We start from the raw sequence: 12,874 nt of genomic DNA, 5'->3' as shown, positions 1-12,874 counted from the left end.
AGTTGATGAGGTAGACCTGGTTTCGGGAATGCTTGTATTCCATCTGTTGATACCAGTATATCTGTCAACACATCAGCCTATAAACTTTTTGACGGTTCATCCCCAAGACTAAAGTCTGGGGCTTTCCCGCCAAAGATTCCTGTAAAGAGGGATATAATCCCAGTAGAGGTAGACTAAAAAGATTTTTTGACAGGTTGATTATTTATAACTTAGGGGATGCGGTTCTCATAGCGGACAGGTGGTTCACGAAGTATGGATTTTGGGCAATTCTCGTATTGAGGTTGATTCCATTTATGATTACGAGCGCTATTACTTATGGTGCAGGTCTGACTAATATAAAGTTTAAATCATATATTGTTCCCACTGTTCTTGGTGGACTCCCCCGAGCCTTCTTGTTATGCTATCTTGGAGCCCAGCTCTTAATGTATCTAAACTACGCAACTTTCGGTAATCCATATACTTGGTTCTTCATCATAATGGCTTTAATAGTCGTACTCATAGTAGCGGTTTACGAGTTCCTTATTAAAAGAAAATACCTCAAACAGCAAGTTAAAATAAATGGAGAGCAGGCAGAGTAAGCGAATTTCATACCAATCTTTCTATACTTTTTATACTCTTTAATAAGAGAGATGGCAACACTCTTCTAAGCTTACTACTTTAGTTATGGTAACTAATCCGAATAGGCTCACTTATTTTGTTCCATTTCTCCAGATTCGGTTGAAGCCTTTTGCAGGGCTGCTGCGTGTACTATGTCGTAGGCTTTTGATAGGAGGAAAGTAATATTGTGCCCTTCTATTGTGAAGGGGGATTCTCCGAGTCTTTTGAGAACGGCTTTGTCAACAATAATATTATTTGTGGCAAGACTCACAGCAAAAGTGTCCAACGGTTCTCCAAGCTGCCAGAACGTGTGGATAAATTCTTCAAGTGGGGGACCCGCGTCTCTTTCTGCTAAAGCAGATTTTACCTCAGAGGCGCTTTCTTGTGGTAGTGTTTCTACCCGTTTTTTCCGGAGCACCTCAATGATCTCCTCTTTTGTCCGTCCCCGTAGTTTGAATATTAGAAACGGGTCCTCGTCGAAACTTTCCGCTAACAAGTAATAGACGGCGGCGATGTGCTTACAGGGATTAGCCGTGTCGGGGCATGAGCAGTTGGTTTTAAGCTCACCATGTGAGGTTGGGAAAAGCGATATTTTAACTTCGTGAAATGCTTCTTCAATGTTTTTAGGCATCTCGCCGGAAAGCAGCTTGGCTGCGAATATGGCTTGTGAAGCCATGGCATCAATCACCTTATCCCAGTCTTGGCCTGAAAGTGGTTGCAGTTGAATTGTCACATCGTAGGGTTTGGGTCGTGAGCCTTGAACCTTGGCTTTGACAACGCCGGGCTTAACGTCGATGGAGATTACTTGTCCTCTGCGGGCGTAGCTACGACCACGCTCAAGCCTCGTCCCTATTCCAAAGGATTCTAGAACTCCAACCCAGCGCTTAGACCACCAAGTTTCACCAATATCTCCTCGCTGGCTCTTAGCCCGTATACCATCCTCCACCGGTATCGGCGATGAACGATAATACCCGTAATTATAACCGTCATAATATGGGGAATATCTTCTTCTTCGTCCCATGATTTACTCCCCCACCGTCTCGCGGTTAAGGGCGAACAACTCTTTAAGCTGTTCTGTTGACAGCTCTGTAAGCCAGCTTTCACCGGCGCCAACGATAAGGTTGGCGAGTTCCCTTTTCTGCTCAATCATCTGGTCTATGCGTTCTTCCAAGGTTCCTACACAAACGAACTTGTGTACCTGTACATTTCTCTTTTGCCCTATGCGGAAGGCTCTGTCGGTGGCTTGGTTCTCCACTGCGGGGTTCCACCATCTATCGAAGTGGAAGACACGGTTGGCAGCAGTTAGGTTGAGCCCCAGTCCACCAGCCTTAATTGAGAGGATGAAAAGTGGCGATCCATGTTTTTCGTCTTGGAACCGCTGAATCATGACCTCACGCTGCTTTTTAGGCGTACCGCCGTGTAGAAAAAGTGCTTCGCATTCTAGTGTTTCTTGGAGATGGTTGCGGAGCATTGTACCCATTTCTGCGAATTGGGTGAAAATTAGTGACTTGTCTCCTTCGGCTAGGGCTTCTTCAAGCATCTCTTCTAGGCGTGCAAGTTTTCCTGAGCGGCGTGGTAGTTTGCTACCGTCGTGGAGGAACTGTGCAGGGTGGTTGCATACTTGTTTGAGCTTCATTAGTGTAGACAGCACTAGTCCCTTACGTTGGATTCCCTCTGAGGTTTCGATTTTCTCCATCATCTCCTCAACCACCGCTTCGTAAAGTGTAGCCTGTTCCCGGGTGAGGTTGCAGAATACTTTCATCTCCATCTTTTCTGGGAGGTCTTTGATAATCGTTTTGTCGGTTTTTAATCGGCGTAGGATAAAAGGTTGGACTAACCGTTTGAGCGCTTCTGCACGGTGCGGGTTACGGTATTTCTCTATGGGTATGGCGAACTTGGTGTGGAAATCCTTTACTGTTCCTAGGTATCCCTTATTGAGAAAGTCCATAATAGACCAGAGTTCGGATAGTCTGTTCTCCACGGGCGTGCCGGTAAGGGCAATTTTGTGCTTGGCGGCGAGCCTTTTTATTGCCTGCGTCTGTTTAGCCGCTTGGTTTTTGATGTTCTGAGCCTCATCTAGAACGATGCACTCCCACTCGATTCTGGAGAGGGTTTCCTCATCGCGATGTGTTAGAGAATAAGTGGTGATGACGGCATCATGTCTTCTAGCTTCTTCCTCAAAGTCTCGGCCAGAGAGTCTATCTACGCCGTGGTGAACCATAACCTTGAGGGACGGCCCGAAGCGTTGGAGTTCTCTGTGCCAATTGCCCACGATAGACATTGGACATATAATTAGTGTAGGGCTGCGTTTGGGATTACTCTGTTCGCCGTTGTTTTCGTGTAGCATGAGGGCTATGAGTTGTATTGTTTTGCCAAGACCCATGTCGTCTGCTAGACACGCTCCGAGTCCGAACTGTTTGAGGAAGGCAAGCCATGAAACTCCCCTGAGCTGGTAGGGGCGGAGTTCTCCCCTGAATGTTGGAGGGGTTTCAATCGTGGAGAGTTCGGTGTGGTTAGAGAGTTTGTCTAGAAAGTCTTTAACCCAACCGTCGCCCTCTATATTAATCACTGGAAGGCCTACTTCAGACTCTTCTTGTCCCAGTCCGATGCGTAGGGCTTCCCCCAGTGTCATTTCGCCACTACCGCGCTTTTTCTTGAAGTATGCGATGGCTTTTTCAATCTCCTCGGGGCGTAGTTCAACCCATTGTCCGCGAACTCTAACTAGGGGGATTTTCAGGTTTACTAATTCCTCGAATTCTTTGAGTGAGAGTGTTTCGTCTCCGAGGGAGATCTTCCAATCGTAGGATAAAATGGAGTTCATGCCTAGGATCCCTGAGCCTATTTTGGGATCTGACCCTTTTTTCAACGTTAGTTTAACTCCGAGGCGTGCTGCTGGCTTCTGCCACCAGGATGGTAGGAGTACTCCAAATCCACTCTGCTTTAAAAGAGGGGCGTACTGGCGTAGAAAGGCGTAAGCCTGATTACTGCTCAGTTTCAGTTCCATTGGGTGAGCTGTTTTTAGGCTTTCTTCAATCGTTGGGAATAAGCGTGAGGCCTTGCCGAGGTCTGTGAGGAGGCGTTCCTGAGGATTTTCAAATTTACGTTTGAGGAATGTGAGGACTTTTGAGCGTTCTCTCCAAACTTTCTCCGCAGGAACTAGGAGACTTTGATCGTCCCTAGCTTGGAGATGGAAACTGATTCGCCACTCGGAATCCCTTTCACCGTCTTCACTAGGCGGTTCAAGCTTGAAACATGTGCAAAACGGGGCATTCGGATCTACGAGTTGACTCTGACCGAGCCACGATTGTATATCCCTGGAGAAGGCTTTCAGTTTTTCTGTAGGCGCGGTAAGCTTTGGGTCTTCAGATGAGAGCGCTTGCAGCCATTGTTCTGGTAACGAGACCTCTTCTGAGCGACGCTTGCGAGGGGGAAGGAATTTTGATGAAGATAGGTTTCCCCGTACAAAGGCGTCGACGGTTTGGTTCAGAAAATCTGAGATGATATCCCATGATGTTTTGTCTCCTTCGGGTGCTCGGCAGATTGGGGGCATGGCTTTTGACAGCAGGTTCATTCGTTCAATGTCTTCTTCTGCAAGCCTCACCTCCCAGGCCGCTTTGAAAACGGTGTTTCCATTATGTTGGATCTCCTGTATTGTTGGTGCGAATCTCTGGTTGGTGATGATTTCAAGTGAGAATTTTGCTACTTCTGCCCAGAAACGCAGTGAACTACCGAAAGCTACTCCGCGAGGAGGATGGGTGAGTAGTGAGAGGAGGAAGTCCAAGGTGAGACTGGGGTCGAGGGTTATGGTGTTAATATTCCACGGTGTCAGCTTGGTTGCCTTTTCATAAATGTGTTCTTCTCCCAAAATTAGCTCAGGCGAAGGCAGAGGCGCCTTTAATGTGGATGGTAAGGGAATTGTCAAGGTTCCGATGCTGGTTCTTTCAGCGATCAGGCTTCCTGCCAGTTCCCCTATGGTTTCCATGAGCGAGTTGCTGGCAAGTGTAAAGGGGTGTTGTGGGGTTTTTTTTCTTTTGGTTTGCGCTTCTTTGTCTCGGGGTGAGGATGTTACTGGGTTGGATGACTCTGCCCAGATATGGAGTTTGCTTGGGGCGAGAGCATACCAGATTGCATGTAAAACAATCAATTGTTTTCACCCTTTTTCTGCGAGGTTATTTTAAATGGTAGACCGCTTCTTTTTTGGCTGAATGGTTCATTCTCTCAAAGGTCATTTAAATGGTTTCATGGAATCCTTTGAGCAGCCCGGGGGTGGTTACGCGTTCTCTTTCAGTGCAGACCTTCTGCCCAGAAATAACCGCATCTATATCTCCTGCAAGAACATTTCAATTAGATAAGTTTTTTTGAGTTTTATAATTTTTTTGATGTGGTCAGTATTTGAACTGAAATTTTTGGGTAGTGCTATCGGGGTAATTTTGTAAAAAATGCACATATGCAGATAAGATTTAGAGAAATTTTTGAATCATTTTGATTGTAAAGAAAAGCTCCTTCAACGAAAAGGAGACATAAAAAGGCAGATCATACACTCAGTTTGATTCAAAAACTTTTCTAAGCCACCATCAGAGTCAGAAGGCGCCACTTGCTAGTACCAAAATTCACAGTATAAAACCAATGGGTGTTAAAAATTAGGTGGCAGAATGGGGCTCCTCAGGATTTACGTTGCAAAATAGCGGTGGACTTTTATTAGGTTATCGAATGAAACACCTCTAGGAATAAATCTTAGGTTATTCGGTTAGGGTATAGTATTTGCATTTGGTTACAAATCTTGATTTCTGCGCGATGGGGCAATGATTACCGTGGAATTGATAAATACAATCATCACAAAGCTCGTCTGCTGACATGATTCTTTTTTCATATTTTTTGAGAAAAGTTAGCGTCTCACCGCTGATGATATCGATTATTACACGATTTTTTTCCAGAAAAAAACGTCCTTAAGGAGTCCTTTCCGATTCAGAGTTTCAAAAAGAGTAGCTAATTCCGGTGAATCCACATTACCCTCATCACTAAACTTATGATACCTTTTACGCTTAGTCATTGTTGTATCTACCATCCCGTTAATGGCTTCCGCATTTTTTTTAGGTGAGCAGGCCTTATATTTTTTGTTTTTTCGCTTTTCAGTATTTCAACTCCGTGCAGTTAAATCCCACAGATAAAGCACCGGAGCCTTCTTGCTCAAATCTTTTGTAATATAGCAATTTTTTGACAGTTCCAAATTCAGACTCTCCAATCTATCCTGCTCGTTCAAAGCGGGTTGCACTTTCAAATTACACAAACCCTTTTGGCAGTGTTAAAGACATTGTTAACTCCGTGTTACCTATTGTGTGTTGTATGGTTTTCGGCTTGTTCAACTTTTTTGGTGCTTTAACCGAGAACGTATTCACCTTTAAAACGCGGTCTTTGGGCTTCTATTGAAACTTTTTTCAACACACCTCAAACCTGCACACGACAAGCAACACTAGGTTAATTATGCCTGTTATATTACAAAGGGTTCACATATTTAAGTGGGGTGGGAACAATTTGAATCACAGGTTTTTTATGTGTAGGAGAAGGGTATAGAGAATTTTTCTATTAGAGAGATTTGAGTTGTAAATTGTTTTAGTTACCGGTTTATGTTATTTTGATTTGTGTATTGTTTTCTAGGTGTAGTTCACTTTCACCTCTGGCACTTATCTTGACGTAGGCACCCCTAATGCTAATTTTTTGACCGCTTTGCGCTTTGCTGAGGGTTTCTGCCTTTTCTCCCCAAGCTACCGCAGCTATGCTTCCAGTTTCATCTGTGAGCTGGAAGTGTATTACAGAGGATGTAGAGCCATCCTGCCTCTGAAATTCCCTCAGTTCCCCTAGTTCTTGGATTGTGGCTTCTAGAGCTACACCGGTCATATGGGGTCTTATTTCTTTAATGGTTTTAGGTTCTGTGCTGAGCGGTGGAAACAGGCCTTTGGGGATGTCTAGAGGATTTATCTCTATAATCGCCCGGCGTCCAACATTAATGGTAAGCCCGTACTGATCCTCCCGAGTATAAGCGTTACGAATGCGGATGAGATCTCCGGGTTTCACTCTACCAATAGTTTCGGCGTGTTTGTCCCAGAGCGAGACTCGAGCCCAGTTCTCACCGTCTGTCATGTAGATGTCCGCCACCACTCCAGTTTCTCCGGAGGGACGGGTGAACAATCTGAGAGGTGTGACATCCGCTACTCGGCCTTGAACATCGAAGGAGTCCATTCGATGCCGGATCTCTGACAAGGGTACTGGTTTGGGTGTGGGTTTGGTGAAGGCTTTCTCTAGGGTTTTTATCTGGGTGGCTTTTCCCACATGCACCTCTACCTCACCTGCGGAGCCCTCACGGGTGTACCCGCTAATTATTTGTATGCGGTCTCCCACTGAGTATCGGGAGGCTTTGGGTGCTTGTTCATCCCAGAAAACTACCCGCACTATAGCTTCTTCATCATCGGTAAGTCTCAGGGTAGCTATGCGTCCCTGTGAGCCGTCGGGCCGAGCGAATGCTCTTGCCGGCGAAACTTCAATCACTAGGCCTTCTATGGTTACATCGGGCATGCCTACCTCGAGCTCTGTGAACGGGATTGATTCCATGGCGGGTTTGGGGAAGTTTTCAGGCTTGAGGTCTGGAGGGTTTATGACGACCTTGCCTAGTCGGCCTACGTGTAGTTCCAGGTCCCCGTAGAGTCCTTTTCGAGTGAAGCCCCTAATGATACGTAGGAGGTCACCCTTATGTATTTTTCCTTTCTCAACTGGGTCGCTTTGCTCTTCCCAGAGGACTAGACGTGTTTCTCCGGTGTTGTCCGCGATTCTCAAGCTGGCCATTTGCCCCGTGGAACCGGATTGTCTCTCGAAACGTTTTACTCTGAGGATTTCCATTACTATACCGTCTACCATTGAAACGCTGGTCATGCCTTCCTCAAGGTCTTTGATCAGGATTTTCTTTTCGGGCTTTTCAATTTCAGGTTCTCTTATTTCCACGTTTAAATCCACGGCTACCAGAACTACGGCCCCCTCTTCGGTTGCTAGGGGACCTAGCAAATCCTTCTTTTCCTGTACCCGTTTCTCCACTTCCTCCCGGGAAGTGCCGGTCTGCTCAATGATAATATTTTTAATCCTTTCAGGGTCCAAGGTATTTAACACCTATGTTTCTGCTAGTAGTTAATATTTTGATAGTTTATAGAATTTAGACCCATATAAAACTATATGCCTTGAATAGTGGAAACGTGGCAATTTATGTTATGGGAATGTCTGTGACTATCTGTGGCTTCTCGGGAACACTTTTTGCGAAGGATTTCCTAGTTGCTTTCGTTTGAGGTAACAGGTTTACCTCATTTCAGTTCGATTATTTTTGGGAACGCTTGTGCATTGGTTTGGACTCGATTTGTGGTTTAGGGGGTTTGAGTGTTGTTTGCTTTTAGAGTTTTCGGATGTTCTATTTTTTGGGTTGCTCCCATCCCGCTGGTTCTTTTAGCCCCAGTGTTAGCTGTTGTCGCATACCTCGTTAACACATTTATCCAGGATGCGTATCCCTCAGTGCTGTTTAGAAGGTATTCGAGGGTCCCTGTGAATCCAGCTAATCTGCGGAGTTTTCCAACGTCGATTTCCCTTGTTTGGAGACGGTATTTCCTTATGTAGACATGTTCCTCCACCCATTTGTGAAGCTCATCGGTGTCCACCCGTATTTGAGGCGGAGCATTTTTATTCCAGAGCTGGGCCAGGCTCCCATACAGGTATCGGGGATCCGGGAAGAGCAGGGGGAAATCTCTCGCTCTGATTGTGAATTGGGTGGGCGAGGTGAATCTCATGGTTACTATTTCTTCGGGTTGGGCGGTTTTCACCAACTCCTCATACGTTGTTCTTTTAAGCTCTATTCTTACTGGTGTGAAGGGGGTTTCTCCTAGCTTGATTTCCGGTCTGCTTTCCAAGATTTTTTGGAAGGTTTTTTCTCCGATGTGGTCTTGTAGGAAGCCCGCGTGGAATCTCACGTGGTCTCCGGGGCGTATCCACCACAGGTTTTCGCGTATACTCATTGGCTGCGCTACTGGCTTGGCGGGCGTTACACTGTAGGGTCTCTGCTGGTGGGGCTCATGCAGCCTTTGAGCCAGTTCCGGGTCCGCATTTCTAATAAGGGCTAGTAAGGTGCCCCTCACCAGGTGTCCGGTGAAGGGTTTCACTCTACCAGAATCAGTCGCAACCATTTCGATCCAGAGGTCAATTAAGTCCTTTTCCCTCCACAATTTTTATACATATAAAATTAAATGAATCTTTTCTTTTATTCTATTCTCTTTGTTTGATTCTCTTTTTTTACTATTATCTTTGGATTTTTTAGTTTCAAAAATAGTTTTATCACGCCTATTTTTCAGTTTTTCTGTCCCCCTATTCTAGAGCATGAGAGCGAAAGTGGCCCGTTTGGTAGCGGTGCAACTTTCAGCGATGAGAATGATTCGATTCCTTCAATTATAAGGCACCATATATAATCACATGAGAAGTGTTGTAAGTGTCCTTTTTAAAATATAGTTGAACTATTCTCCACCCTCCCGCTTCATAAAATTTATAAAGTAATTTACGAATTTTTTGTTTAGGTAAGGGTTTTGGAAATCGATTGTGGGCTACACCACCAAACATAAAGCTAGCAAGATAGTAATAACATAAAGCTAGTAAGATAGCAATCTGATTTTAAACTTCTGTGAACTCCCTCTAATGCTTGTGCAACTACAAACCCTACCGACCGAAAAAATACTCTCTTTCAGAAAAAGTAAGGAGAAACCTATATGTCAGGAAGTAACTCAAAAAATGTGTCCTCTACTAGCGGGAAAAAGATTTTGGCTATCGCAGTCATCGTAATTATTGTGCTAAGCGGAATTGCCGGATACATTATAGTTTCCCAAAATCGCCAAACCCAAAATTCCAACCTAATACTAGGATTAAGTATGCTAAGTTTATTATCACCTCCAGCACCCGTAGGACTACAACTATTATGGAGCTACGATGCCGACCACCCCACAAAGGCAATTTCAATCTCTCCAGATGGAAACTACATAGCAGTAGTTTGCAAAAATAAAAACGACGACATACTCTTATTCCTAACAAGCAAGGAGGAATTACTATGGAATAAAAGCTACACCAAGCTTTTCCCCACATATTCTTATGGATCCATAAATAATGTTTCAGTTTCTAACAATGGTTATTACATTGCAGTCAGCTCATGTAACAAAACGCACCTGATATATGGAAATAGTACAGAAATCTGGACCTGGGACAACAGTGAGGGCGATAACTATGCCGCCATCTCAGATAATGGAAATTACATAGCAGTAGCCAGTCAACAAGGTAAGATTCATTTACTTGATAGTTCCGGGAACATACTTTGGAATTACACCACCAGTAATCATATTGCTATGGTCAGCGTGTCGATATCCTGGAATGGAACCTATATTGCTGCGGGAGATGGTCGGGGTTACGTTTACCTCCGCGACAAGGATAACAACACTATTCTTGAGGAGCAGATTCGATACTTTGGAAACATTAGGGCGTGTCTTACGCCGCAGGGAGATTATATAGGTGTCGGTTTCTACGAGTTTGACTATTTTGGTCTCCTAAACAGTAGTGGAGACTGGGTTCTAAACTGGACATCCGCAATTCAGCTTAACGCAATTGCTATGCCTCCGGGAGGAGAACTCCTATATCTAGCAATTGGACGAGACATAAAAGTGTACAATGCGGTTCAAGAAACATATACTGGATGGTTGTATGTGGGAGAAAATGTGGTTTGCATAGATACAAACTCAGACGGAAGTTACATAGTTGCAGGTTCTGGCAATCAAATCCATCTCCTTCAAATAATCTAACACTAAAGCAATTCCACCCGCCTCACTCAGCCCAAAAAACCGATCACACAGTAATACACAATAATCCTATAATCCCCCTATTATTTTCCTAATTTTTTTATTTTAAAATCGTATTTGTGGGCTTGTGGGCTAAAACTCGCTTGAGGTATGCCGATTTAAGAAGGGGAAGATACGTTGGATGCGTCTAAGAGGATTTTTTTAGCTTTTTGCGACTGTGTAAATGAGTACATTTTTATGTGTAACAAACTTGGAGAGATTTTTGATTTTGAAAGCGATGTTCGTTTTTACTTCGTAATTTGTGAAGTTTTTAAGATATAGAGTTTTATAGGGCGACTGTTGCAAAGTTTCTGATAGAGTTATTTTAAGAGGTAGTAACATAGTTTCGATGGGTTTTAAAAAACCGGTGCCCATCATAAAGGTTTTCAGCTTGTTAAGCACAAGCCACTTATATGTTGAAGATATTCTTCTTTCGACCGAGGAATATACTAACACCTTTCAATTTCTATGACCGGAGAACTGCTTTTGCAAGATAATTTCGAACATTCAGCGTGAGAGGGTAGTCACCCCCTTAACTGTTGATACTCGCAGGTATCTGTGTTAGTATCTCCTCTATGCTGAAGATGTGGTCTGTCAGTCCAGCAGCCATAGCAGGCGTTCTTTTCTCCCATTTCCTCCCCGGTTCCTCTGACCGGACTCTAAGTGCCTTATGCGGGCGACAGAAATTATATACTATGTCTGTCCAGGCACATGCTGCATCCAAAGCCTCCACAGTCTTTGCGTACCCCCTGGGTCTTCCTGGTTAGCCGCCAGTTGTGGCACCGTGCGGTACCGTTATCCCTTTCTATGTGGGAGGTGCTTATATTCCCTCCCAGGTTCCTCTTAACCTCTTCCTCCTCACCAAAGATTACCCTTTCCTCCACCAGCACCAATTTTCCTCCCCTGCGCTGTTTCACTACTTGACCATAACGCAGACCCTCTGGCGGTAGCTTCGCAGTTGGAGGGCAGCCTCTTCCCTCATAAGGAGCCGTCTTTCCATAGACTTCCAGTAGAGCCTTCTGGTAATGGGGTAATCCATCGCTGGAGAAGGGAGGGATTCCTCCCTCTTTACCTCTGATTTCTCGATTCTTCACCTTTCCTAGCAGCTCTTCAGCCTCCTTCTCTCCTCTTTTCCCGAATAACTCGGGCTATCCTGAGCCTGGAAGGCATGGCTAAGGCTCTCCAACACCAGAATGTCCCGGTTTTGTCGGTTTCCGGATACCCTTTTTTTCCCCTTTGTTTTTCACGTAGCTCCACAGCTCGTCTAGTTCTACGCGGGTGACTCGGAAGTTGCGGAGTAGGATTTCTTCAACTGCTTCGGCGTGTTCGCTGGCGCGCTGTATCCACCGTAGTACGGTTTCCACCTTGATTTTTTTGGCTTCGGCTATTGCTTCTGGTGGTGCTCCCATAGCTACTGCTGCTAGGGCTTCTATGATGTCCGCCCAGTTGGTTTTAAGGAGGTAGAAGGGGGTTCCCCTGGTTGCGGTGAACGTTTTGCCGCAGGTTCTGCAGAGGTAGCGTTGTCGTCCGCCATCAGTGTGTCCGTACTTGATGATGTTCCCCGTTTTTGTCTTCCCAAAGTCGGGGCATGCCTCATTGGGGCAGGTTCTGTCTTTTTCCAGTAGTTGTTGAACCTGACGTGTGGTTTGTTCTCGATCTCTAACCATAGGCTATTATAAGTCAGTTCTTATATATAAACCAACAGAATTAGGGGAAACTACCCGATTTTTTTATTTAGGAGAATTTTTGTGGGTTTTGCTTGGTTTTTTTGTTGTTTGGGGTGTTTTGCGGTTTTTTCGCTTTTTTAGAGTCTCCTTAATTTCTGGTAGAAGTGATGTGGTGTTCAGGTTTTATTTTTTTAGTTTTTTGTTTGATTTTTTAGTTTATGCTGTCTTTATAGTGGTTATGAGTTTTTTGTTCGCTGAGGTTTTTGTTTTTTGATGGTTTGTTTTGTGTTGTCGGTGTGTTTATATTGCTTTTGTAGATATAATTATACAGATTTGAAATATACTTCTGATTCGGATATATGGTGAAGTGTGATTAAGATGGGGCGGACTGGATTAACCTACCGTGCAAGGTTGACACTCGTTCTAAACGCCTGCCTTGAAATATTCACGGAGCAGGGAGTGGTGAATGTAGCCTCCCTAGCCGATAGAGTGGATTTGACCGAACGTGCAGTTAAAGACTATCTTGACGACCTCTCAAACCTGGATGTTTTAACCTATGAGGGAGCGGGAAAGTATCGGGGGAATACCAGCAGAATTGATGATGTGACGAGCGAGTTGCTCTTTGAACCCAAGTCCGCTATAATGGTCGAAGACTTTACATCGGTTTGATGAGGGGGAACAACGCCATAAAGATTTTATTGGATCCCGAGA

General features: G+C 44.6%; 10 protein-coding genes. 3 read left to right on the top strand and 7 right to left on the bottom strand.

Annotated elements, in window-relative coordinates; translation table 11 throughout:
- Positions 1 to 194: 194 nt before the first annotated feature.
- Positions 195 to 578, top strand: a complete 384-nt coding sequence (locus ACUVXA_RS08000; protein WP_445870724.1) for a VTT domain-containing protein — start codon at positions 195 to 197, stop codon at positions 576 to 578.
- A 107-nt stretch (positions 579 to 685) separates the two neighbouring features.
- On the opposite strand, the gene ACUVXA_RS07995 is transcribed toward ACUVXA_RS08000, so the two are convergent.
- The 5 genes from ACUVXA_RS07995 to cas6 all read right to left on the bottom strand — a co-directional run bounded on the left by ACUVXA_RS07995 (position 686) and on the right by cas6 (position 8,849).
- Entirely contained in the window at positions 686 to 1,618 is a 933-nt protein-coding gene (locus tag ACUVXA_RS07995) for an SWIM zinc finger family protein (RefSeq protein ID WP_445870723.1), read from the bottom strand.
- A gap of 3 nt (positions 1,619 to 1,621) precedes the next feature.
- Positions 1,622 to 4,741, bottom strand: a complete 3,120-nt coding sequence (locus tag ACUVXA_RS07990; protein WP_445870722.1) for a DEAD/DEAH box helicase — start codon at positions 4,739 to 4,741, stop codon at positions 1,622 to 1,624.
- A 771-nt stretch (positions 4,742 to 5,512) separates the two neighbouring features.
- Complete coding sequence (locus ACUVXA_RS07985; protein ID WP_445870721.1) at positions 5,513 to 5,647, bottom strand: hypothetical protein; 135 nt, start codon at positions 5,645 to 5,647, stop codon at positions 5,513 to 5,515.
- Positions 5,648 to 6,219: 572 nt separating this feature from the next.
- The gene (locus ACUVXA_RS07980) at positions 6,220 to 7,740 is read right to left on the bottom strand and encodes an OB-fold nucleic acid binding domain-containing protein (RefSeq protein ID WP_445870720.1); all 1,521 of its coding nucleotides are present in this window, start codon (positions 7,738 to 7,740) and stop codon (positions 6,220 to 6,222) included.
- Between the two features lie 260 nt (positions 7,741 to 8,000).
- Positions 8,001 to 8,849 carry a CRISPR system precrRNA processing endoribonuclease RAMP protein Cas6 gene (gene cas6, locus ACUVXA_RS07975; RefSeq protein ID WP_445870719.1) on the bottom strand — a complete coding sequence of 283 codons (849 nt, stop codon included), beginning with the start codon at positions 8,847 to 8,849 and terminating at the stop codon, positions 8,001 to 8,003.
- A 534-nt stretch (positions 8,850 to 9,383) separates the two neighbouring features.
- Here cas6 and ACUVXA_RS07970 point away from each other — a divergent pair.
- Positions 9,384 to 10,460: a WD40 repeat domain-containing protein gene (locus ACUVXA_RS07970; protein WP_445870718.1), complete on the top strand. Its 1,077-nt coding sequence runs from the start codon at positions 9,384 to 9,386 to the stop codon at positions 10,458 to 10,460.
- A 722-nt stretch (positions 10,461 to 11,182) separates the two neighbouring features.
- Here ACUVXA_RS07970 and ACUVXA_RS07965 read toward each other — a convergent pair.
- Positions 11,183 to 11,590, bottom strand: a complete 408-nt coding sequence (locus ACUVXA_RS07965; RefSeq protein ID WP_445870717.1) for a hypothetical protein — start codon at positions 11,588 to 11,590, stop codon at positions 11,183 to 11,185.
- Between the two features lie 78 nt (positions 11,591 to 11,668).
- Positions 11,669 to 12,163 carry a transposase gene (locus ACUVXA_RS07960; RefSeq protein WP_445870716.1) on the bottom strand — a complete coding sequence of 165 codons (495 nt, stop codon included), beginning with the start codon at positions 12,161 to 12,163 and terminating at the stop codon, positions 11,669 to 11,671.
- A 378-nt stretch (positions 12,164 to 12,541) separates the two neighbouring features.
- Between ACUVXA_RS07960 and ACUVXA_RS07955 the strand changes: the two genes are divergently transcribed.
- On the top strand, positions 12,542 to 12,832 hold the full coding sequence (locus tag ACUVXA_RS07955; protein WP_445870715.1) for a hypothetical protein: 291 nt from the start codon (positions 12,542 to 12,544) through the stop codon (positions 12,830 to 12,832).
- Positions 12,833 to 12,874: the final 42 nt, after the last annotated feature.

The organism is Candidatus Jordarchaeum sp. (genome assembly GCF_052745115.1).
Note: the sequence above shows the minus strand (reverse complement) of the source record. Positions and strands in the feature narration are given on the sequence as shown.